This window comes from Parendozoicomonas sp. 2304DJ65-17 (assembly GCF_058148445.1).
This window is the reverse complement of the sequence record NZ_JBYVJV010000010.1, coordinates 1-22360: the sequence shown is the minus strand read 5'-3', so window position 1 is coordinate 22360 and position 22360 is coordinate 1. Positions and strand designations below refer to the sequence as shown.

Sequence of the window (22360 nt, the reverse complement as noted above, 5' to 3'; positions counted from 1 at the left end):
AAATATATCGACCATTGCTCCCACGGCTGCACCCCGTGGAAACAATGGTTAATCTGGGAAAAACAGGATTACTGGCCGGTGGTTATCCGCGTCCACTCACGGGAAACCAGACGGCGTAGCTTGCTATCCAGAGGTTTAAAGATGTACAGCTTCTTCTCAATGGCACCGGAAGGATAAACGCCAAGATTCTGACGAAGTTCCTTGTCTACGTACTGAGTAGCAGCCTTGTTGGGATTGGCGTAGTAAACATAGTCAGTGATGCCGGCAATGACTTTGGGTTCAAGAATGTAATCCAGGAACTTGTAAGCGTTTTCTTTGTTGCGGGCATCTTTCGGAATAGCCATAACATCATAAGAAACCGCTGCACCTTCTTTGGGGATTACATACTCAACACGAACTCCGTTACCGGCGTTCTGAGCTCGCTCGTCTGCAATCATGGCGTCTCCAGACCAGACAATCGCTACACAGATATCACCATTAGCCAGGTCAGACAGCGCTCTGGAGGAGTTAAAGTAAGTCACATAAGGAGTCACTTTAGAAAGCATTTCCGCAGCCTTGCGGTATTCACCACTTCTGCGGGAGTTCGGATCTTTGCCCATAAAGCGCAGCGCTGCCGGGAAGACTTCAGTAGGCGCATCCATAAAGGCAACGCCACAACCTTCAAGCTTCTTCATATATTTGGGGTCAAACACCAGTGCCCAGCTATCGATAGGTGCATCTTTACCCGCGTATTCTTGCACTTTGGCTGGGTTGATAGCCAAACCGGTGGTTTGCCACAGGTAGGGAACACCGTACTTGTTGCCAGGGTCAACAGCATCCATCAGCTTCATGGCTTCAGGGGAAAGGTTGCTGTAGTTCTTCAGCTTGCTCTTATTCAGAGGCTCATAAACGCCAGCCTTGATCTGGTTGGCGAGGAAGTCGTGGGATGGGGCAACAATGTCGTAACCACTGCGACCAGATAGCAGCTTAGCTTCCAGTACTTCATTGCTGTCGTATACGTCGTAAGTGACTTTGATACCAGACTGTTTCTCAAAATCTGGAATGGTTTCCGGAGCGATATAGTCATACCAGTTGTAGATATAAAGCTCACCGGCATCGCTCTTTTCTTCTTCAGCCTGAGCAAAACCAGGAATAACAGCAAGGGCAGAGAGCAGGCAGGTTGCCCGCAGCGCACTGGAAATACGAACCATGGCGGGGTTCTCCAGAAAACAGTGGAAAGAAAGTATAAAGAGAGTTTGAGACGGCGGCGGAGAATAACAGCTTTATAACGGGGTTCAAGATCTTTCAGGCAACAAAAAAGCTGCTCAGACTTTCATCCAAACAGCTTCTTGTAGAACGTTTGAGCTACGTTAGGGCTTGAGGCCGCTCATAAACTCAATTGCGCCACTGATTTCATCTTCAGAACAGTCAGCACAGGTTCCTTTGGGAGGCATGGAACGGATACCGTTAATTGCGTTAGTCAGCAGTGTGTTATAAGAACCGGCAGCAGCCAGTTTCTCTTTCCACGCTGCATCATCACCTTTCTTGGGAGCTCCCAAGACGCCAGCTGTATGGCAGGCTGTACAATACGAGTTGTAAACACTTTCACCACTGCGAGGGCCGCTACTTGCAGCTGCAGCAGGTGCCGCAGTCGCACAAGGCTGACCTTCGAGGCATACCTCACCAACAGGTGCAATACGCTCGGCAATTTCTTCACGGGTAATTTTATCGACTTCAGCCGGTGCAGCCATCACCAGACCTGTCATCATGCCCCCCAGCAAAACAGCTGCCTTAACAGCACGCATCCTGTTGACGTTTGCCACTCGCCTTTCCTCATTATTGCTCACGGACTTATTCGGGAATCCGCCTTAGTTCTCCTGACATGCTTTCTCAACCCCCCAAGATTTTTGTTCTTTGGGTTGCATGTTCAGGAACGTAAAAGACTGGCCCATTTGTTATCGCCGGTTGCGATTATAGACAAATGCTATCTTCTCAACAATGATGCGCGACCGCAGTCAAGACGAGTAAGTCGTATTTCTGAGAGTGAAAGCCGAAGTGCTTGGTAAGAGTTGCCTTTTAAAGCGCTCAAGCGCTTGAGTATCCTCAAAAAAGCCGTAGACTTGCGCAGGTCTCCTGAGTATTATTGGCGCCGCTTTCCGGAGCTCGCTTCAGGAAGTCAACATGCGAAATGCGCCCTTAGCTCAGCTGGATAGAGCGCTGCCCTCCGGAGGCAGAGGCCAGAGGTTCGAATCCTCTAGGGCGCGCCATGTTTTCCACATCAAAGCTTTTCTCTTCATCTACTACTTTAGAACTCCTGCCAAGCTTACATCTTTAAGCTCTTCGGGTATTGGCTTGCCGTTCATTATCAATAGCGCAAGTTTGCCCTGTTTCATTGCTTTCTCACTGCGATCCCCTGAATTTAAAAGCTTTGAGTAAACAGAATCTGCGAACTCTTTCGTATATGGTGCGTCGCTTGCTTTTGGGGAAGCATTAGAGGGAGGGGTGATGATTGATTGTACTTTCAGTTCACCTGCAGATGGAGGTGATGTGTTTGGTTTATGAGCCCTTCCGTACGGCAAAAAGTCACTATCTCGACTGTCTTTTTTCTTCTTTTTCTTGTCTTTGCGATGGGGGGAGATACCTTCAGTTACTTCAACAGCACGAGTAGAGGGAACTTCCATTTGTTGAGGGCGATCTACAGCCTTTTTGGCTGCTACGAATGCCACTCTGCTTTCAAACTGAAAACCAGAGTTTGCAAGGTGATATTCGACCCATGGTCTTACGTTAGAAAATGCCGATAGGTTACTGGGATTGTTTGACATAACACTTGTTAGCCAGCCATAGGTGTCTGGGTATTCTCTAAATAACCAGTTCATAAAATCCTCAGCTTGAACTGTTAAAGTTTCTTCATTTGTTCCTGTGCTGGTGCATTTTTTCTTATACAGATTGTTTAGCGCTTCCCTTAACTCAGTTGCTCTAGACCAATCCATTTTTGATATTCTAAGTCTGATAAGCGCAGTGCGTTCTTTCTGGTTAAGAAAATCGTTTTTTACTGTTTCATAATTATTAGCGCTTCCAAAACCAGTCTTAGCAAGATCCTTCAAGGTTTTCTCTACTGATGTAAGGTTTGTCAGCTGATCCATTAAGTGTGCGTGTTTGCCAGCTTTTAGTTCGATATCCCATTGATCGCTTTCAACCAGACTCACTCTTTTCACAGATAAAGTTTGCTCTGTAACGGAGGCCGAACTTGAAGGAGTCGCGGGTGGTTGCGATGTCACTCTTTCTCTTGTTGTTTGAACGAACTGTTCTGGCTCCTCGATTTTTTTTGTTCTTCTTGGAGTGTAAAGCCTTCTACTCCGGTTAATTTCTTCTATCTTAGAAGCTACTGTTTGGTGAATAAGGACATCAAGATCATCACGCTCTTGCCTTTTGAACCCTTCACCGGTGTTAATTCTGCATAACCAGTTAAATAGTTCCTGATCACTGGCGTAGATTTTTTGATCAACTTCCTTCTGATTAAAAGAAAAGTAGTCATCCATATTGGCAAAAAAAGCAGCAAATCTTTCAAGCATTCGCCAGTTCTCGGGTGTAACGACAGTGGTTATATCGCCTTTATACTCCCTAGCAAGAAGTGCTGTGTTACTGAAGCCGAGATCTCGAGCCATTCCGTTAGTGTCTTCATAGGTAGGGTAAACACGCCCTTCAGAAAACTCCTCAACCTGTAATGCTGGAGCCTGTGCTTTTATGGCCGTTTTTGAGCGCTGTTCTAGTCGAGTGGAGGAAAATGTACCTTCAACGGAAGGAGTCAGTGTTGTGCTTTCAGCATCTTTAGAGGTGACCGTTTGATTGAATGCTCGCCCATACAGAGCCTTTACACCCGGATATTTTCTTGTTGGAGAGTCTGCTCGAGTTTGTCTATGGGCCTGTCCGTAACGACCATCTACTATTGCACCATATCGTGTAGCCATGACTGTATAACCTTCCCTATATAACCGTGAAAGATTGTTAGACCATGCTTTTAGGTTTCTACTGCAACATCGGTGTCAGTAACGCTGTCATCTGGCAGGAAGGGGAGTTCTTTTTTGTATTTCTTGTGAAGTGCTAATCCGTGAGGGCGCAATATTTTGAAGCGTTCAGGATTCTTCATTGGCAGTAAATCAGGGCGTAAAGCGTGTTTGTTTTGCCTGAAAATTCTTTCTCTCGTCTTTCTTTCTTCAGGTTTGGACTCAACCCGGGCCATAGCCATTGCCAGTAAGTCGTGTGCGAGCTCTCTTCCTTTGTCTGATTCTAAATACTTTTTCTCCACCATTTTTAAGCTGGCATAGAGCGTCTCATTAGTAGCTTGATCGTAGACTGCCCGGCAATCAAACCCTGCCCGGTGAACATATTGCATAAACAGTGCATGTTTATCACAGGCTTTTTTTGTGTATTTAAGTCCGGGAATCAGCCTGAAACGGATGGGGCGTTTACAGCGGGAGCTCTTGCTGTCTCTGGCCATTTTGGCGAATTCGCATTTTCGCTTTCGGCACTCGGAAAGAAGGTAGGCATAGTATTGGGCTTCCCCTTGTGGTCCCTGTTTATCAAAGAGAGTGTCAAGAATTTTCCAGGGGCTGTTTCTGGCAGGGTCTGGATCCGTAACAATCACTCCTTTTCTCTTAAGAAATTCTCTCAGTTCCGGAGCTCCCCAAGTTTGCCATTCTTCTCTGGACGTACCTTTGGAAACAGGCATCAAGAGTTTATTGTTAAACAAAGCTGTCATTAACAGGTCTTTTTGGTCGATAACGCTCTGTTCGTTAAAGTCGAGTTCGTCGCCCGGCTGAACATTAAAGGCCTGAAAAATGTATTGGGTAATGAGTTCCTCATAGAGTGGGTGTTCTGGATGGAGAATGTGGAGCACGCGCATAAAAGTATCACCTTCTATGCAAAGGTTCTGAGGACGTTCAAATAGCCAGTAAATGACCTGAATATGAGCAAGCGTCCAGCACTTCTTTGGATTGAGGAATACGCCATTTGCGGGAATTCTCACAGGATACCTTTCCCTGCCATCGCAGCCCCTTTGGCTGCGACTCCACTCCGATGCAAGACCTTTAGCTATTCCCCCTTTTACTTCTGCGTGCTCACTCTTTTCTGTCAGGTAGCAGATATAGTCGCCCATAGCATTAAAGTAGGCATCACTTTCCTTTTTCAGCAGTCTCAGGGCTCCCTGTGTTAATACGTGAGCATCTGAAGAATGACAGCGATACATTGCATACCGACATAGCTCAACAGACCATTCTTTGTGGTGATGCTTCAATTCTGGCCAGTAAGGAACAGGTGTACCTTGAAGAAGGTCGAGTAGCGGTTGTATTCGACCATCATTTTTTTCGCACTTCCTAAGAGCTTCGCGGAGCAGTTGTTTTCTACGAATTTGTTTGGCAAAAAGTTTTTGATAAAGCTCAGGTTCGTCATCTGAGAACCGATCCCAGTGAATATCCGTGTGGTTGTAGAATAACTCTTCACCTGCTTCTATACGACGTTTGGCTCTGATATAGAGCGCGTGCTCGCCGGGTATGGGGGGTAGTTGTGGCAAGGCAACGATTTCAACGTTAGCAGGGTTAAATACGTTAAAGCCATCGTTTAAAAAACTTCCACCACCACGTCCTTCGCTTGGTACTTTCAAACCGTGCACGACCCGCGTTTGACCAGCGCCACGAATATGGCCCCAAACATCATGGTCTTCACTCTGCAGCAGTTCTGCGCGGCGCTCTGGGGTAACGTCTTCAACGACTCCGTCGTACCATGTGATGAACTCCCCTTCCAGAAAAACTCTTTGAGCGAACAAACCATAGCCAGCATCAGGAATGGTGCTTTTAGTAACGTCAATGCCATGCTTGATCGTGCATACCTGAGCCATGGCTCTTTTCTTTAATGATTGTTTTTTCCATGGCGGTGCTTCTTTTGGAAGTTTTTTATAAACAGCCTTTTTGGGATTTTTAGAGTGCTTTGATGAAGAGGTTGATGTCGAAGCCGATGTAGATGTCGGACTTGGTGGAGTCGCTGGAATGGAAGGTTCATCTTCCATATCGGTATCATCAGAGCTTTCAACAGAAGAGTCTGAATCTGATTCCAATTCTGGAAGTCGGCGGGTACATCTTCTTTTTATTGGTGTCACAAAGTCTTCATCGTCATCGGAGCTGCTTTCCGAGGCTGAATCGTGTTCTGGAGATAACAGGGATTCTGAGGCAGTTCTTTTGCGCGCTATCCGACCCGCAGCTGTGGCTGAGGAAGAATCTTGCTTCTCTTCAGAGTGAGCGTAGGTGTCGAACTCTAGCTGTTTCGCCAGAGCCCGAAGACTTCCGCAGTATCTACCATCCTTATTTAACCTTGTCCCAAAATTAAACACATTCCTGCCCTGCACAATGGAAACTGAGCATCACATCGCATCTGGCATGTGCAATCACTAACAGGGTTGTTAAAAAGAGGAGAGAATGGAGCATTACTCCATTCTCTGGAGCCCGTTTAAAGAGCCTTAAGCGGGTTGGGGTATTTGAAGGTGTAGCTCAATGTTTTCTGTAAACGATCACAGTTCACAATGCGATAAGGTTTATGCTCATCGGTAAACTGTGGTGGAACCATCTCGGCCTTTTCACTGGCCAGAGTGTAAAACTCCCTGCGGCTCGGGTGTTCTGGTGCCGAAACGTTCAGAACCTCACCGGTAATATCCTGCTCAATAAGCTGTTGAATAATACCTGCCACATCTTCCTGGTGAATCATATTAACCGGCGCATCTGCCCCAGCCATTGGGCGACCGGAGAAGTAGGCGGCTGCATTGTGACCTTCGCCCATCAATCCCGCCAATCGCAGAATAGTTGTTGCCTGAGGGTTGGCAGAGCTTACGGCGCCTTCAACTTCCAGCCAGTCCAACCCCATAAAAGATGACTTTTCTGGATCGACATCACCTTCTGTGACTTCAGCATTAGACAATGGGTAGATAAAAGTCGCACCAGTGAAAATTACCTGTCCAATGCCAGTTTCGGCTGCAGCTTTTGATATAGCAGACAACTGTTCTGTATAGGTAAAGCCGCTATCTCGCCCGGAAGGTGCCATGGTGATAACCAGAACATCGGTATCCAGAAGGTTTTCCAGTTCACCCACAGGTTCAGGGGTCAAAGCCAGTTTTACTGGTTCAATGCCAAGCAACTGCAGTTGATGAAAGCGTTCATGGCAGGTTGTTGAGCCTTTTACTGCGTAACCCGCTTGCGAAAGCATTTGGCCTAAGGCCATTCCGACCCGGCCACAACCAAGAATACTGACTCTTTTCATGCGGCTTTCTCGGCTTTTGCCAGTTCGTAGAGCGCTTCAAACTGTTCCAGCTGTTCGGCCAGGAAGGTTTTGTCTTTGTTGCGACGCAGGTAAACCTTAAAGACCGGGTGGCCAGCATGGCTGAAGAATTGAATGGATTTGGTATCTACACCGTGGAAAGGTTTGGAAACCAGAGCAATAGTACCAACCCCGTCCAGCTTCAGGTGACCCTTCAGAGGCGTGCGTTTGTCACTCATGTTGTAGTAACCAAACTTGCAGCCGCCTTTAGGGAACGGAGTCACCATTTCGAAGATGGAACCCTGAACATCTAAAACCAGCATGATGTCGCCAAGTTCGCGCAGTCGGGCGTAAACATCTTCAAGGGGTGTGTTTTCCAGCAGGGTTACCATCTCTTCCGGCATATTACGGATAACAGTGGCTTCGTTAATTTCCAGTCGGGTAGCAACATCTGCAGGAGTCTGGGAAGGGTTTTCTGCAAACAGTTCTGCAATTTTGTTTTTCATTTCCATGTTTTACTCCGTGCTTCAAGCAGCAATATTGTTAAAGGGGTAGCGTTCTAGATAATCGTTCAGGGCCTGATTCATGGTTACGTTCCAGAACTGCCCTGCGAGAGTCAGATTCAAAGAATCGCTCTCAAGTGTGGCCAGGTCATTGGTTTGCCAGGCTTCAAAAAGTGGTCGGCAGTGGTCGGACAATCTCTGTCCGGCAGCTTCATCGAGGTTGGTAAGATTAATAACCCCCAAATCAAACCCACCGCCGAGAACAGAATTGATGGCACGATCCGGGGCGGCTTCCATCATCGCCATAATTGGCTTGTTACCGGCATCAATAGCGGTGTAGTAAGGCTCAAGGGAGCGGAACGACATAATGCTGTGGCCGTTTACCTTGCCGCCAGCGCCACAGCCAAAGGGAATCATTTCGCAGCCCGCTTTGGTGTTGTGGTTGTAGATGTTGCGCTCTCTGGCAACTCCGCTGGAGTCGGGGCGTCCCCAGTGGCTAACACTCAAACGATCCCAGCCATTGGCGATCATGGTTTCAACACCAGCTTTAAACAGGCCAGCTTTAAAGGCTGTGTTGCCGGGGGCGGGCATAGAACCTTTGGCTACTGATTGCGCCATGCGGGTTTGCCCCATCATGATCAGTTGGTACAGATCTACACCGTGAATATTGGATTTGTTGATCAGATCAATGTCATGCAGCCAATGATCCAGTGTCTGCCAGGGCAGGCCGTAAATCAGATCAACGACAGTGGACACATTCTCCTGCTGGCTTAAATGCTCCAGGCGTTCCAGCAGAAATTCCTGTGGGTCAATACGGCTCATCTTCCGGCGGATGAATGTGTCGAATGTCTGTAAGCCGAGGGAAAAACGATTAAAACCCGCTTCAATGCAGGCTTCGATTTTCTCATCATCCAGTCCGTTAAAACGGGTTTCAAAGGTCATCTCAACATCATCGGCAAGAGGGAGGTGGTTTCTGATTGCCTCACCAAGCCTGCGAATATGTTGAGCGGATAAATCGGTTGGTGTGCCGCCGCCAAAGTACACGGCGCTCAGTGGCAAGCCCTGAACCCATGAGCCTTTGCCAGTCATCTGAATTTCTTTTTCCAGATAGCCGACGAACTTTTCAATCTCGGCATCCTTGGACGTGTTCTGGAAAAAGCCACAGTAAGAACAATGGGTGCGACAGAAGGGGATATGGAAATAAGCCATACGTTTCTTTGCCTGAGGCTCAGAGTCCAGAATGTCATTCCAGAGGGTTTGAGCCTGATCAGGAGAAAACGGTTTACTGCTACGGCCACCCGCATGGGCACCTTTCTTGGCAACGAAAGCGTGACGAAGTGGATCCGGGCAGTGCTGACCTGTGAGGTCAGTATCAAGTTTAACAGTCATAGTCATTCCGTTGCGCCAGTAATAGCAATGCAGCCAGCCCCTTAATCAGGGGCGACTGCGTAAGAGGGATATTCTTCAGGGTTAGAACACGTAGTTCATGGATACGGAGAAGTTGCGGCCAGGCTGGCTGTAGCGGTCAATGCCGTCTTCACCTTTTTCCATGCCGCGTACGTCATCCCAGATGTAGTACTTCTTGTCGGTAATGTTGAACAGGCCTGCGCGGAGGGTCAGCTTCTCGTAAGGCTTGTAGTAGGTGGTCATATCCAGCAGGCCGTAACCGCCAGGGTTGAAGTGTTCAACGTTTTTGCCTGCAGCACTTTCATCAATGTCGGAGCTGCTCTTACTTTTCACCAAAGTCCAGATAACCTCACCACCCCACATTTCTGATGGGTCATCGTAAGCGACACCAACCACAGCTTTCAGTGGTGCGATACTGTTGAGAGGCTTGTCGTTCTCGGTGTCTTCACCATCTGCATAAGCCAAAGATGCTCGCAGGGATGTACCAAGAGGTGCATTCATGGCTTCGTCCAGCCAGAGTTCACCACGCATTTCCAAACCTTTAATTTCAGCTTTGGCGATGTTTTCGTAGGTGGTTACACCGTCTGCATATGCAGGGTTGGAGTAATCGGTAACAGATTCAATAAAGTTGTCGTACTTGTTGTAGAACGCAATGATTTCATAGCTACCCAAAGATCCATCGCCACGCAGACCAAGCTCGAAGGAATCACTTTCTTCCGGTTTCAGGTCAGGATTGGCCTTACTCATATAAGAGCCACCATCCCTGGAGAAATACATCTCGTAGAAGCCGGGAGCTTTGAAGCCCTGGCTGAATTGGGCAAATGCATTCAGGTTATCAGTTAAAGCGTAAACAGCTCCCAGGCGAGCAGTGACTTTGCTGTCATCAATGTCTTCCACCTCATTGTCTTTAAAGGTGGAGTTGCCTTCCGGGGTGTACTCGTACTTGTCGTAGCGCAGTCCAGGAGTCACGGTCAGGCGATTGGTCACCTGGATTTCATCCTGCAGGAAGATTCCGTACTTTTTGGCTTCCACTTTGGGGATGTAGTTCTCATTTACTACACGGTTATCTTCTACATAAACAGTGGTGTTGTTGTTCTCTGTATCTGTCTGGGAGAGGTTAAAGCCGTAAATAAGGTTATGTTCTTTACCTGCCAGAGTCAGAGCTTTATCAAACTGAGCGTTTAACGTGATGCTCTCTTCGGTGTACTCATAATCCTTCAGTCGCTCATCCATTGGGATCAGGAAAGGGAGCCCCATGTCTGCTTTATAAGCAGGCATATGAGTGAGCTGCTTCTGCTCGGTTTCCTGCCAATCCAGAGTCCACTTAATCTTGTCGGCGAGAGCTGCGTTAATCTGCCACTCATGGAAAATACCAACACGGGTACGGTTGCTTTCATCTTCAGCTGTTGCGCCTGTGGCATCAGAAGACTTCAGATCAAGATCAACCTCGGAATCCATAACTTCCAATGTTGTACCTACACGGTGAGCGTCGTTGATCTGGTATTGAAGCTTGGCCAGAATGTTGTTGCTCTTGGAATCACGAGGGTCGGTTTCACCCCGGTTGCCGCCATAAATGTTGGCGCCGCCGTGGTTCTCAGTTTCATGGGCATCGCGGCGGGTATAAACCAGCATGGTTTCAAGGTCGCCAGAGCGATTGGCCAGAGTCATGGTTTCGGTAAAGCCTTCATCAACGCTGGCGTAAGCTGCTTTGATTTCAGCATGGGAATCATCACCTTCTGCTTTTAGATAATCAGAAGGGTCTTTGGTGATGTAGGCTACGGTGCCGCCAATAGCATCACTGCCATAGAGGCTGGAAGAGGGACCTTTGACAACTTCAACGGCTTTCAGTGCATCAATATCAATAAAATTGCGCTGGGAACTGATGTAACCAAAACCAGGATCGAAATGCTGGGATTGATCCACGCCGTCAACCATGATCTTTACCCGGTTGGCTTCCATGCCGCGAATGTTGAAACCTTTGCTTCCACCGCGATCATCGGTGCCAACCTCAACACCGGGCTCATAACGCATCAGGTCTTTAATGTTGCGAGCCATTTCTTTCTCAATCTGCTCGCTATCTTTCACAGAAATACTTCCGGACACATCCTTTAGCAACTTCTCGGAACGTGTAGCTGTAACAGTTACCTGGTCGAGCATGGTTGTGGATGGCTCTGCCCATGCTGTTGTGGCCGCCATAACGGATGCTGCTACTAATGTGAGCCGGAATCTCATGAATTAACCCTGATGTGTGGTTTGTCTTATGGTGGGCGAATATACAGATGCAAATGAGAATGGTTATTGATTAAGATCAAATGAGAATGGTTATCATTGCGGCCATTCGGTAAATACGTTTCCCAAATTGCTGTTTTGAGGCTGGTTTGTGGTTGGCTGAGAGTTTTGTGCCATCATGCAGGCTTTGACGGGGAGTGAGTCATGGCTGACGGAGGGGAAGCTTTGCAGCGTTATTTTGTTCTGGTGGTTGTACTGACCATTTTGTCTGGTTGTTCTCAGCCTTTTTTGCAGCCTCAGAGTGATGATCATCAAGCAAAATCTTATGAACGCTTGGAGCAGATAACTTCGGAAGGTCGCCCGGAGGCGACAAGTCAGCTGTTAAGGGAAGGTCGTATAGCCTGGCAGGCAGGGAATGATGGAGAGAGCTTACAGAAATTGGGGCGGGCTTTACGCATTTCTCCGGATGATGGGTTGATCTACTTCTATCTTGCCAGCATCAAAGAAAGTTCTGGGAATTCTGAAGAGGCAGCATCCCTTGCTAGGCGAGGGTTGTACTTTGCGACAAACCCTTCACTACAGAATCAGTTGCGAAAACTCCTGAGTCAGATCGAGACTAGCCCCTAGGGCCTGTTGATGTTTTATACCCGGCTCAGTGGCTCTAAAAGCCGTCAATCGTTAGAAAGGCTTGTGAAAATCGTAGTTATTCTACATTGAGCAAGCCTGACGTAGCGAGTGGCGGCTTTTAGAGTCACCCGAAGGGCATTACCGAGGGCTTCCATGGCTGCGTTGCAGTGTTTTGAAAGGCAATAAGCATTCCGGCAACACTGCGCCTACCCATGAAAGCCCTCGATAATGCTGAGTTCGGGTATAAAACATTAACAGGCCCTAGTGATGAATTTCATATTGAGTCATTCAGTATGCCGGTATAGTGTGGCGAACTTTTATTTTTGGAGTGCACGATTTTGAGCGCTAAAGTTTCCGCCCTGCTGAATGATCTGGAAAAAACGTTGCGTTCTGAAGGTCATTGGGTCGCTACACCCCCAAGTGTTGAAGCGTTGTCTAGTCAGGAGCCTTTCTGCATCGATACCCTGTCGTTCCCTCAGTGGTTGCAATGGATTTATATCCCGCGCCTCAGGGCTATGATTGAACACAAGTCTCCCCTGCCCACCGGCTCGCAGATTCAGCCTTATGCAGAAGAAGCATTTGCTGCCATGCGCGTTGATGGCGCGCACCTGCTGCCGATTATTGGTCGCCTCGATGAAGCGATGAGCTAATAGATTTTTAATGTCGTTTGCCTTTCCGGGGAAATCTGTAAACGAAGCCTGAAATCTGAGTCTAGAATTGCGTGACTGCGTTTTTGCGGGTTCCCCGGAGGTTTGTAATGCAGTCTGACTCTTTTATTCGCCGCGGCTGGTCTTTCCACCGTTTCTGGCTTCTGTCGTTTATTGCTGTTTTTCTGGTTGCATGCCACGCACCGCCAAAACATCATCCCGGGGATGGTAAGACTTATAAATTAACCGTTCTGCATACTAACGATAATCACGGCCATTTCTGGAAAAACAGAAAAGGTGAAGGCGGGATGGCTGCCCGTAAAACGCTGATCGACCAGATCAGGGGGGAGGTGACTAAACAGGGCGGCTCGGTGATCCTGCTGTCTGGCGGTGATATCAATACTGGTACACCAACGTCTGATATGTTGGATGCCATGCCTGATATCAAAGGTATGAACATGATTGGTTACACCGCATCCGCAGTGGGTAACCATGAGTTTGATAACCCTTTACCTGTGCTGATGAAGCAAGCCCGCTGGGCAAACTTCCCCTTCCTTGCCGCTAACATTTACGACAAAGCAACTGGCAAGCGGTTATTCCAGCCTTATATTGTTGTCGACTCTGGCGGCTTAAAAGTAGCGATTCTCGGTTTAACAACGCTGGATACGGTAGAAACATCCAATCCTGATGTAACCCGTAACTTGAAGTTTACCGATCCGGTGAAAGAAGCAAAAGCTCTTATGCCGGAGATGCGCAGCAAAGCGGATATTGTTATTGCTGCAACTCACCTTGGTTGGTACTTCAGAGGCAACTATGGGGTGAATGCTCCTGGGGATGTGAACCTGGCCAGGAAGGTGAATGGTATTGATATCATTGCTGGTGGCCACTCCCAGGATCCACTGTTCCGTCCGGATATTATTAACTCAACCTACATCATGCAGGCCTTTGAGTGGGGCAAGTATGTTGGTCGTGCAGACTTCATCTACAAAGATGGAATCCTGAAGATGACCAACTACGAGCTGATCCCCGTAAACCTGAAAGAGAAGGTTGTACGTGGCGGCAAGTCTGAATATGTGAATGTCGGGCCGGTGATTTCTGAAAACAAAGCCATGCTGGAGTTGCTGGAGCCCTATAGAAAGGAAGGCGAAGCACTGCTTAATGTTGTGGTGGGCTCTGTTGATAAGCGACTGCCCGGCGAGCGTGCTGAGGTACGTTTCCATGAAACAGCCCTTGGTCGTTTAATTGCTGAGGCGCAGAGAGACAGGGCAAAAGCTGATCTGGCGGTTATAAACAGTGGTGGTATTCGCGCAAGTATTCCCGCAGGACAAATTACCTACCGGGATGTGCTGACTGTGCAACCATTTGGTAATCAGGTGGCTTATATGGAACTCAGTGGTAGGGATTTGAAGAACTATCTGCAGGTTGTTGGAAGCATGCCTCCAGACAGTGGTGCCTTTGCCCATTTCTCTAACGTTGCCATGGTTATTGAGGGCGGCAAACTGAAGCAGATCACTGTTGGTGGGAAGCGGGTTGAAGACGAAAAAATCTACCGTATGGCAGTGAACAGCTTCTCTGCCGCGGGAGGCGATGGTTACCCTCAGCTTGATAATAAGCCCGGTTATGTGAACACCGGCTATATAGATGGTGAAGTGCTGAAGGATTACATTCAGAAGATTTCACCAATCAAGGTGAGCACCTATGAGCCTAAAGGTGAAGTGAAGCGGTACTAATTGTTAATGCCCGGTTTCACGATTGTGTGCCGGGCATTTCTCAATACTTACTTCTTACAGTATTCCTGGATTCCTTCATCGGCACGCTTCAACTGTTCCAGTTTTTCTTCATGGGAAAGTGTGCGTACTGTACCGTCAGCATCTTTCATTTGAATACGATGACTACTCAGTAGGCGTTCTTTGTTTTCAGTCGCTTTGCGGCAAGCTTCCTGTTGTTGCTTAGCAAGCTTGCTGAGCTGTTGATCGTATTCTTCGGTTTCGCTGCTATCAGCTGATCTTGGTTCACGTTCAGGCTCGCTGCGTTCTGTACGTCCACCGTCAGCAGTATTTACCTTTGTTGTTTTGAATTGGGTAAATTCAGCGCCTTCCGGAGGCTGTTTGCCGAAATGGACGGTGCCATCGCTGTCTGTCCATTTATAGACAGTGTCTTGTGCACTGGTGTTGAAAGAGGCTGTCATAGCCATCACCAGAAGAAAGGGTGTGATTTTTTTCATCTATGCCTCGGGCATATCTTTCTTATTGATCTTGAGAGCTACTGTACATGTATATGTGGCAGGCTTGAAGTGCCGGGGCAGTTGCGCTATTGACTCACCGGGGTTGAAAGTCAACAATGAGCCGGAACGCACATATTAGAGCGCTTGTTTTATAAATTGGAAGGCGTGGGAGCATTGATCGCGACCAGTCTTTGCTTCGGGATACTATTATCCGCACTACCCGGAGCCATTCCTCAAGGCAGAATCTGCACTGGAATGTATAAGTCAGTACAAACTGGCTAACCATAATAAGAAAGTGTTACGAGATGGTGAATGTCAGATTCTATGTTTTCATGCATATATCTAGCGTTTCACCAGAAAGGTACTAACAATTCAACCTGGGGTTTTTCAGGCGCTCTTTAAGGGGCTCAGATTAATCGGGTTGCAGAATAAATAACGGTGGTTCCGTGACTGAGGGTAAGCAGGTCGAACTTCTGTCCGGTGCGGACATGGTGGTAAGGGCGCTCGCTGATGAGGGTGTCGAATACATTTACGGTTATCCCGGCGGTGCTCTTTTGCACGTTTATGATGCCATTTTTCGCCAGGACAAAATCACACACGTATTGGTTCGCCATGAACAGGCGGCCACACACATGGCAGACGGTTATGCCCGTTCCAGTGGTAAAGCCGGTGTCGCTCTGGTTACTTCCGGACCAGGGGCAACTAATACAATAACCGGTATCGCAACTGCCTATATGGACTCCATTCCCATGGTTGTTCTGTCAGGTCAGGTGCCTTCTCAGTTTATTGGTACGGATATGTTCCAGGAAACCGATATGGTGGGTATTTCCCGTCCTATCGTGAAACACAGTTTTCTGGTGAAGCGTGCTGAAGATATTCCGGAAGTCATTAAGAAAGCCTTTTATATCGCACAAACAGGTCGTCCTGGTCCTGTTGTTGTCGATCTCCCAAAAGATATTACTGATCTCACCAAAAAGTACCCTTATGAGTATCCGGGCAAAGTTAAGATTCGTTCTTACAGTCCTCCTCAAAAAGGCCATAGCGGTCAGATTCGCAAAGCTGTTGATTTGCTGATGAAGGCTCGCCGCCCGATTATTTATGCAGGTGGCGGTGTGGTTATGGGTAATGGTTCTGAAGAATTGACCAAGCTGGTGAAGCAGAGCGGTGCTCCAGTTACCAATACTCTGATGGGGTTAGGCTCTTATCCGGGAACTGATAAGCAGTTTGTCGGTATGTTGGGCATGCATGGTAGTTATGCTGCCAACCTGGCTATGCACCATAGCGATCTTGTTCTGGCTGTTGGTGTGCGCTTTGATGATCGTGTGACTAACAGCACAAGCAAGTTCTGCCCAACGGCCAAAATCGTTCATGTGGATATTGATCCTGCCAGTATTGCCAAGAACATTCCTGTGGATGTTCCCATAGTTGGGCCTGTTCACAGTGTTCTGAAAGAAATGAATGACCTGGTGGCAGCGGCTAAAGATTCACAGGATCAAGAAGCTCTGGGGAACTGGTGGAAGCAGGTTAATGAATGGCGAGACGGGCAGGGTGGCTTGTTCCCGTTCGAGACTGCCGAAGGTGTTATTAAACCTCAGCAGGTTGTTCAGGCTTTGTATGAAGCCACTAAAAATGACGACACCTACATAACGACAGATGTCGGACAGCACCAAATGTTTGCCGCTCAACATTATCTGTTTGATAAGCCTAATCGCTGGATTACATCTGGCGGGCTGGGAACTATGGGCTTTGGTTTGCCTGCCGCTATGGGAGTTAAACTCCATAATCCGGATGCTCACGTTGCCTGTGTGACAGGTGAAGGCAGTATCCAGATGAATATTCAGGAGCTGTCTACCTGTTTGCAATATGATCTGAATGTGAAAGTTATTAACCTGAATAATCAGGCGCTGGGAATGGTTCGTCAGTGGCAGACAATGCAGTACAACAGTCGTTACTCCCACTCTTATATGGAGTCACTGCCAGACTTTAAGAAGCTGGTGGAAGCCTATGGTCATGTTGGTATTACAGTTACGGATGCCAAGGACCTTGCTCCTGCAATGGAAGAGGCCTTCTCTTTGAAAGATCGCCTTGTGTTCCTTGATGTGGCTGTTGACACCAACGAGCATGTTTATCCGATGCAGATCAAGGATGGTTCCATGCGTGATATGTGGCTGACTAAGACGGAGCGTACCTGATGCGGCGTATTATTTCTGTACTCGTTGAAAACGAACCCGGTGCCCTGTCTCGTATTGTTGGTCTGTTCGCTCAGCGTAACTACAACATTGAAAGTTTGACTGTTGCGCCAACTGAAGATGAAACGCTGTCTCGCCTGACGGTTGTTACAGACGGCAAACCTGAGACAATTGAGCAGATCACCAAGCAGCTGAACAAGCTTATTGATGTGGTGAAGCTGGTGGATCTGACAGAAGGTTCCCATGTTGAGCGGGAGTTGATGCTGATCAAGGTGAAGGCCCATGGAGCCCTGCGGGCGGAAATTAAGCGAACTGCTGACATATTCCGGGGGCAGATTGTTGATGTCACTAGTGGTGTTTACACAGTTCAGTTAACAGGAACCGGTGAGAAGCTGGATGCCTTTATTGATGCTGTGGGCGAAACCTCCGTTTTGGAAGTAGCTCGCAGTGGTGTAACCGGTATTGCCAGAGGTGAAAAGGTACTAAGTCTTTAACCTTTTGGAGCCTTAACCCTTTGAGTGTTATCCAAAAGCCGTTTTTGCCTTAAAGCAAAAACGGCTTTTTTATGCTTTAAATTTGGTTGGCAGCCTGTTCCCAGAATGCACGTATTAAAGGGTTTTTCAGCTTCTTCTCCTGAGCGCACAGCCCCACGTCATAAGGTTTGAGTTCTGGTTTGCTATCAAGAATCTGGACCTTGCCTGCTAGTGGGCTGTTCTCCAGAACAATCAATGGCACAACGCCAACACCAAATCCCAGACTTACCATACTGACAATGGCTTCATTACCGGCAACCTGGGCGTAGATGCGTGGCTTGATGCTTTTGTCGGTGAACCATGAGTTCACTCTCTGCCGGGCGACACCTTCTTCGGAGAGAATCATCGGTGTATTTGCCCATTCATCAGGAGTTGTTGGTTTGCTGAAGTCTTCCAGTGGGGCAATAAACAATAGTGGTGAAACGGCGATATCTTGAAAGGCCAGGTTTGCAGGCAGGGTGCTGGGGTGGGCGGCTATGGCAATATCTTCTTTCCCGGAAAGAATATGGGAAATGGCCAGCTCGGGATCGCCCGTGTGGAGCTTAATCTCAATGCGAGGATACTGCTGGCGAAATTCATAAAGAATATCGTAAAGGAAGCTGTAACTGGCAGTTACCGAGCAATAAACGCTGAGCTCCCCTTTCAGCTCCTGAGTGCTGGAGCGCAGGCTGCTACTGACACTCTCCCACTGGCTTATGGCTTCCCGAGCATATTTCTGAAAAGCTTTGCCTTCAGTCGTTAATACAACACTGCGGTTATCCCGCTCAAACAGTACCGTTCCCAAAGAGTCTTCAAGAGATTTGATGCTCCGGCTCAGGGTAGGCGGGCTGATATGACAAATTCCACTGGCACGTCCGAAATGCAGAGTTTCAGACAGGGCAAGGAAATGCTTGAGTGGGCGGAAGTCCATGGCCGCAAGACTCTCCAGATCATGTTTTGCAGGGATTATCTCCCGAGAGTTCTTCGGGAATCCAGAAAATCCCCTCACCAGCCGATAGTTGCACTATCAGGGAATAGATAAACAGGTGCAGATCAGTGGCATATCAATGGATTCGAAATGTTGCGTGGAGCTTTCTCTTTCTGGCAGGGAGTATTTACGGAAGCATTCAGTATGCTGTGCCTCCTAAGCCGGATAATTACATTCGGGATCTTATAGAAGAGAAGGTTGACCTGATCCTTAATAATTTCCCTGACAAAGAGCTGGCTCGTTTGCTGAAGCCGTACCGGGATGAACTGGTTCGTGAAGTGTTGCGAGCCTGTGAAAAGATCGATTGTCGCCCCGGACAGCTGACATTTGAGGAGGCTATTGCCGCAATACTTAAATGGCAGAGCGGCAACCTTGGTGGGATCAGTTTGGGAGGGTTTAATGCTCCTATGTCCGCTGCTGCTGAGAAAGGGCTATTGGCTTCACCGATGATGCCGGAAGTCAGAGATACCTGTACCGCAATTGTGGAGGGTGAAATCTCCATGAAATATGGCTTTTTTAAAGAGAGAAAGGTGCAGGTTTTTGTAAACCCGGAGCTGGCAAAAAAGAAGCAGGGACCTGTGGTGTTCTACTGGCATGGTTCTAACGAAGATTGGGGGCAGATTTACCGGGTTCTCGGAGATGGCGTTATTAATCAAATAACGAAAGAGGGTGGGGTCGTGTTTGCCCCTCATGCAGGCTCACCTGATGCGTTACCCTGGCATGTTATGAATCCAGCTCTGGTTTGGAAGCATAATGATTTTCAGCTGGCAGATCAGCTGGTGGCTTGTGCGGAACAAGAGTTCGATATTGACGATCGGCGCATCTACAGCATGGGATTCAGTGCCGGTGGTATTCAAAGCGCGGCCATGGGACGTATGCGCTCGAATTATATAGCTGGAATTGTGAGTTATTCCGGAGGTCAGCTGCCGTGGTTCAAACTTCTGCCAACAGGCGCTCCAAACAATTATTACCCTGCCTTTGTGACTTATGGTACGGAAGGGCAGGACAAAGTGCCTTTCGTAGAGTTTTCAGATACAAGCGAAAAACTGATTCAGTATATGGATAGCCGTGGGTTTCATAAGGCTATCGACTGTGAACAAAATCGTGGGCATAGCATGCCTGATAGTACAAGGCAGGTAGGTTGGGATTATATACGCAAGGTCAGCTACTCAAGGGTTTCTGAGTCTCGGGTTGAGAGGGGCGGTAAGGCGCAGATTGAAGAAAAGTCAGGGGATAGCTGTCGCTGATTCGTGTTTCTAAATGTGAAATGTAGTTTTTCAAATATATCATTTTACGAAATGGGGTGCTCTCGCTATTGTTGGCTCCGAAAAAGCATTTTGCGCTAAAAACAGCAGTACAAGCAGAAGCGTTAACGTCGCTCAGGAGTCAGGTTATGCAGGTTTATTACGATAAGGATTGTGATCTTTCCATCATCCAGGGAAAGAAAGTTGCCATTATCGGTTATGGTTCCCAGGGTCATGCCCATGCCAATAACCTCAAAGACTCTGGTGTTGATGTTACCGTAGGTCTGCGTTCCGGCTCTGCTTCTGTAGCGAAAGCTGAAGCTTCTGGCCTGAAAGTTAAAGATGTTGCCGATGCAGTATCTGAAGCTGATGTAGTAATGATCCTGACTCCAGATGAGTTCCAGTCCCAGCTGTACAAGGCGGAAATTGAGCCAAACCTGAAGCAGGGTGCAACACTGGCCTTCGCTCACGGTTTTGCCATTCACTACAATCAGGTTGTTCCTCGCGCTGATCTGGACGTTGTAATGATTGCCCCTAAGGCGCCAGGTCACACTGTTCGCTCTGAGTTTGTAAAGGGTGGCGGCATTCCTGATCTGATTGCTATCTTCCAGGATGTATCTGGTAAGGCTAAGGAACTGTGCCTCTCTTACGCTTCCGGCGTTGGTGGTGGTCGTTCCGGCATCATCGAAACAACTTTCAAAGATGAAACAGAAACAGACCTGTTTGGTGAACAGGCTGTTCTGTGTGGTGGTGCTGTTGAACTGGTTAAGGCTGGCTTCGAAACTCTGACTGAAGCTGGTTACGCTCCAGAGATGGCTTACTTCGAGTGTCTGCACGAGCTGAAGCTGATTGTTGACCTGATGTACGAAGGTGGCATCGCCAACATGAACTACTCCATCTCTAATAATGCAGAATATGGTGAGTATGTAACTGGCCCTGAGGTTATTAATGACGAATCTCGTCAGGCCATGCGCAATGCCCTGAAGCGTATTCAGAATGGTGAGTACGCCAAGATGTTTATCACTGAGGGTGCAATGAACTACCCATCAATGACTGCTTACCGTCGTAACAATGCTGCTCACCCAATTGAGAAGGTTGGTGCGAATCTGCGTGAAATGATGCCTTGGATCGCTGCCAACAAGATTGTTGATAAGGCCAAGAACTAAGCTTGTCGGGAGGAGTCTTTGCTCCTCCCTTTTAATTTCCCTTCCCATATTATTTCCCCTCTTTTAACTCTCTTGCTATAAACCAAGCAAATAATCCATCTGTGCTATGGCTAATAAGTGATTGCCGCATAATCATGTTAAAGTGGCACGGTCTTATATAAAGGCGGTTAATAATAATGGATGAGCAAAAGGACAAATCAGGTTCATCTTCAGTAGATGGGTTGCTGCCCGTTGATGAGCATGTAGAAGAAGTGGCCGAAGGGGGGCAGCAGGTAAAACGCCGGGGGGTGTATCTGTTACCGAATCTCCTGACTACCGGGGCTCTCTTCTGCGGATTTTACGCCATTGTCAGTGTTACAGCTGAGCAACCTGATTTCAGTGCTGCGGCGATAGCAATATTTGTTGCCATGATTCTTGATGGTTTGGATGGCAGGGTTGCCCGCCTTATTAATGCCCAAAGTAAGTTTGGTGCTGAATACGACAGTCTTTCCGATATGGTTTCTTTCGGCGTTGCTCCGGCGTTAGTCGTTTTTAGCTGGGCGCTTTCTGATCTCGGAAAAATTGGCTGGATGGTAGCCTTTATATATGCAGCTTGTGCAGCATTGCGCTTGGCAAGATTTAACACCATGGCCGATACGGCGGATAAACGTTATTTCACAGGTTTGAATAGCCCAAGTGCTGCGGCACTGGTTGCTGGGCTGGTATGGTCGCTTAGTGATTTCGGTGTGGATGGAAGCTCAATCGCGGTCGCTCTTCTCGCAGCATTAATTACCGGGCTTGCCGGTATTATGATGATTAGCAACTTCCGCTATCACAGTTTTAAACAGCTCGACCTTCGTGGTCGTGTTCCTTTCATCTTTATTATTGCCCTGGTGCTCGTTTTTGCGGTTGTATTTACAGATCCGCCACGAGTGTTGTTTGTTGTCTTCCTTATATATGCATGTTCCGGTCCTGTAATGGGAATCTTTCATGTGGGAAGCAAGTCACCCAAAGATGCTTAATGTGTTTTTAGCGACTAACGAAAAGCAGTCTGTCAGGGCTGCTTTTTTATAGGTGCAAATAACTAATCCGCTTCCTCGCTTATTTATAGTGGCTGTCTATACTCAGTTTCTGTTGGATGAATTGAGTTGAATGAGCGTTTTTAATACAGATGTTGTTTGAAAAGCTTTTCTACAAGTTTTCATAAAACACCTGTTGACGCAGACGTCTTTGGCCGTATAATTCGCCGCCTCTCTGGTGACCGGAAACGGACGCAGAGAACGGAGTGTAAACTCAGGCAGCGACCGACGGTCGTCAGTGTTTCGAAAGTGATTTGAAATGCTGATTGACACAGCGTCACAACGCTG

At 47.8% G+C, this 22360-nt stretch carries 18 protein-coding genes and 1 tRNA gene; 9 read left to right on the top strand and 10 right to left on the bottom strand.

Annotated elements, in window-relative coordinates; genetic code table 11:
• Positions 1–68: 68 nt before the first annotated feature.
• A complete protein-coding gene (locus tag ACY2RR_RS20070) occupies positions 69–1190 on the bottom strand; it encodes a polyamine ABC transporter substrate-binding protein (RefSeq protein ID WP_490109967.1) in 1122 nt (373 codons plus the stop codon).
• 159 nt (positions 1191–1349) lie between these two features.
• On the bottom strand, positions 1350–1802 hold the full coding sequence (locus ACY2RR_RS20065) for a c-type cytochrome (protein ID WP_490109966.1): 453 nt from the start codon (positions 1800–1802) through the stop codon (positions 1350–1352).
• A gap of 367 nt (positions 1803–2169) precedes the next feature.
• On the opposite strand from ACY2RR_RS20065, the gene ACY2RR_RS20060 reads away from it, so the two are divergent.
• Positions 2170–2246: transfer RNA gene (locus ACY2RR_RS20060), tRNA-Arg, on the top strand.
• Positions 2247–2279: 33 nt separating this feature from the next.
• Here the strand turns inward: ACY2RR_RS20060 and ACY2RR_RS20055 are convergent.
• From ACY2RR_RS20055 to ACY2RR_RS20030, 6 genes are all read right to left on the bottom strand, one after another.
• Positions 2280–3947, bottom strand: a complete 1668-nt coding sequence (locus ACY2RR_RS20055) for a hypothetical protein (RefSeq protein WP_490109965.1) — start codon at positions 3945–3947, stop codon at positions 2280–2282.
• A gap of 50 nt (positions 3948–3997) precedes the next feature.
• On the bottom strand, positions 3998–6361 hold the full coding sequence (locus ACY2RR_RS20050) for an SET domain-containing protein-lysine N-methyltransferase (RefSeq protein ID WP_490109964.1): 2364 nt from the start codon (positions 6359–6361) through the stop codon (positions 3998–4000).
• Between the two features lie 116 nt (positions 6362–6477).
• On the bottom strand, positions 6478–7281 hold the full coding sequence (locus tag ACY2RR_RS20045) for a Rossmann-fold NAD(P)-binding domain-containing protein (RefSeq protein ID WP_490109963.1): 804 nt from the start codon (positions 7279–7281) through the stop codon (positions 6478–6480).
• A complete protein-coding gene (gene hutX, locus ACY2RR_RS20040) occupies positions 7278–7790 on the bottom strand; it encodes a heme utilization cystosolic carrier protein HutX (RefSeq protein WP_490109962.1) in 513 nt (170 codons plus the stop codon). Before hutX ends, ACY2RR_RS20045 begins: the two co-directional genes overlap by 4 nt.
• A gap of 15 nt (positions 7791–7805) precedes the next feature.
• Positions 7806–9170 carry a heme anaerobic degradation radical SAM methyltransferase ChuW/HutW gene (hutW, locus tag ACY2RR_RS20035; RefSeq protein WP_490109961.1) on the bottom strand — a complete coding sequence of 455 codons (1365 nt, stop codon included), beginning with the start codon at positions 9168–9170 and terminating at the stop codon, positions 7806–7808.
• 81 nt (positions 9171–9251) lie between these two features.
• Complete coding sequence (locus ACY2RR_RS20030) at positions 9252–11420, bottom strand: TonB-dependent hemoglobin/transferrin/lactoferrin family receptor (protein WP_490109960.1); 2169 nt, start codon at positions 11418–11420, stop codon at positions 9252–9254.
• 201 nt (positions 11421–11621) lie between these two features.
• Between ACY2RR_RS20030 and ACY2RR_RS20025 the strand changes: the two genes are divergently transcribed.
• The 3 genes from ACY2RR_RS20025 to ushA all read left to right on the top strand — a co-directional run bounded on the left by ACY2RR_RS20025 (position 11622) and on the right by ushA (position 14421).
• Complete coding sequence (locus ACY2RR_RS20025) at positions 11622–12044, top strand: hypothetical protein (RefSeq protein WP_490109959.1); 423 nt, start codon at positions 11622–11624, stop codon at positions 12042–12044.
• Between the two features lie 338 nt (positions 12045–12382).
• The gene (locus ACY2RR_RS20020) at positions 12383–12694 is read left to right on the top strand and encodes a YqcC family protein (RefSeq protein ID WP_490109958.1); all 312 of its coding nucleotides are present in this window, start codon (positions 12383–12385) and stop codon (positions 12692–12694) included.
• Positions 12695–12801: 107 nt separating this feature from the next.
• A complete protein-coding gene (gene ushA, locus ACY2RR_RS20015) occupies positions 12802–14421 on the top strand; it encodes a bifunctional UDP-sugar hydrolase/5'-nucleotidase UshA (protein ID WP_490109957.1) in 1620 nt (539 codons plus the stop codon).
• 47 nt (positions 14422–14468) lie between these two features.
• Here ushA and ACY2RR_RS20010 read toward each other — a convergent pair whose 3' ends face one another.
• Positions 14469–14915: a DUF4124 domain-containing protein gene (locus tag ACY2RR_RS20010; protein ID WP_490109956.1), complete on the bottom strand. Its 447-nt coding sequence runs from the start codon at positions 14913–14915 to the stop codon at positions 14469–14471.
• A gap of 446 nt (positions 14916–15361) precedes the next feature.
• Here ACY2RR_RS20010 and ACY2RR_RS20005 point away from each other — a divergent pair, with 446 nt between their 5' ends.
• Positions 15362–17107, top strand: coding sequence for an acetolactate synthase 3 large subunit (locus ACY2RR_RS20005; protein WP_490109955.1), 1746 nt, complete (start codon positions 15362–15364; stop codon positions 17105–17107).
• Positions 17107–17598: an acetolactate synthase small subunit gene (gene ilvN / locus ACY2RR_RS20000; protein ID WP_490109954.1), complete on the top strand. Its 492-nt coding sequence runs from the start codon at positions 17107–17109 to the stop codon at positions 17596–17598. Before ACY2RR_RS20005 ends, ilvN begins: the two co-directional genes overlap by 1 nt.
• Positions 17599–17674: 76 nt before the next feature.
• Here the strand turns inward: ilvN and ilvY are convergent, their stop codons facing one another.
• The gene (gene ilvY / locus ACY2RR_RS19995) at positions 17675–18547 is read right to left on the bottom strand and encodes an HTH-type transcriptional activator IlvY (protein WP_490109953.1); all 873 of its coding nucleotides are present in this window, start codon (positions 18545–18547) and stop codon (positions 17675–17677) included.
• Between the two features lie 125 nt (positions 18548–18672).
• Here ilvY and ACY2RR_RS19990 point away from each other — a divergent pair, with 125 nt between their 5' ends.
• From ACY2RR_RS19990 to pssA, 3 genes are all read left to right on the top strand, one after another.
• Positions 18673–19851 (top strand): hypothetical protein, encoded by a 1179-nt coding sequence (locus ACY2RR_RS19990; RefSeq protein ID WP_490109952.1) that lies wholly within the window; start codon positions 18673–18675, stop codon positions 19849–19851.
• Between the two features lie 146 nt (positions 19852–19997).
• Positions 19998–21014, top strand: a complete 1017-nt coding sequence (ilvC, locus tag ACY2RR_RS19985; RefSeq protein WP_490109951.1) for a ketol-acid reductoisomerase — start codon at positions 19998–20000, stop codon at positions 21012–21014.
• A 176-nt stretch (positions 21015–21190) separates the two neighbouring features.
• Positions 21191–22015 carry a CDP-diacylglycerol--serine O-phosphatidyltransferase gene (pssA, locus tag ACY2RR_RS19980; protein WP_490109950.1) on the top strand — a complete coding sequence of 275 codons (825 nt, stop codon included), beginning with the start codon at positions 21191–21193 and terminating at the stop codon, positions 22013–22015.
• Positions 22016–22360: the final 345 nt, after the last annotated feature.

Excerpts from the sequence above, each read along its gene's own strand:
- ACY2RR_RS20070 (WP_490109967.1), bottom strand. The coding sequence starts at position 1,190 with ATGGTTCGTATTTCCAGTGCGCTGCGGGCAACCTGCCTGCTCTCTGCC.
- ACY2RR_RS20055 (WP_490109965.1), bottom strand. The coding sequence starts at position 3,947 with ATGGCTACACGATATGGTGCAATAGTAGATGGTCGTTACGGACAGGCC.
- ACY2RR_RS20045 (WP_490109963.1), bottom strand. The coding sequence starts at position 7,281 with ATGAAAAGAGTCAGTATTCTTGGTTGTGGCCGGGTCGGAATGGCCTTA.
- hutX (WP_490109962.1), bottom strand. The coding sequence starts at position 7,790 with ATGGAAATGAAAAACAAAATTGCAGAACTGTTTGCAGAAAACCCTTCC.
- hutW (WP_490109961.1), bottom strand. The coding sequence starts at position 9,170 with ATGACTGTTAAACTTGATACTGACCTCACAGGTCAGCACTGCCCGGAT.
- ACY2RR_RS20030 (WP_490109960.1), bottom strand. The coding sequence starts at position 11,420 with ATGAGATTCCGGCTCACATTAGTAGCAGCATCCGTTATGGCGGCCACA.
- ACY2RR_RS20025 (WP_490109959.1), top strand. The coding sequence starts at position 11,622 with ATGGCTGACGGAGGGGAAGCTTTGCAGCGTTATTTTGTTCTGGTGGTT.
- ushA (WP_490109957.1), top strand. The coding sequence starts at position 12,802 with ATGCAGTCTGACTCTTTTATTCGCCGCGGCTGGTCTTTCCACCGTTTC.
- ACY2RR_RS20010 (WP_490109956.1), bottom strand. The coding sequence starts at position 14,915 with ATGAAAAAAATCACACCCTTTCTTCTGGTGATGGCTATGACAGCCTCT.
- ilvN (WP_490109954.1), top strand. The coding sequence starts at position 17,107 with ATGCGGCGTATTATTTCTGTACTCGTTGAAAACGAACCCGGTGCCCTG.
- ilvY (WP_490109953.1), bottom strand. The coding sequence starts at position 18,547 with ATGGACTTCCGCCCACTCAAGCATTTCCTTGCCCTGTCTGAAACTCTG.
- ilvC (WP_490109951.1), top strand. The coding sequence starts at position 19,998 with ATGCAGGTTTATTACGATAAGGATTGTGATCTTTCCATCATCCAGGGA.
- pssA (WP_490109950.1), top strand. The coding sequence starts at position 21,191 with ATGGATGAGCAAAAGGACAAATCAGGTTCATCTTCAGTAGATGGGTTG.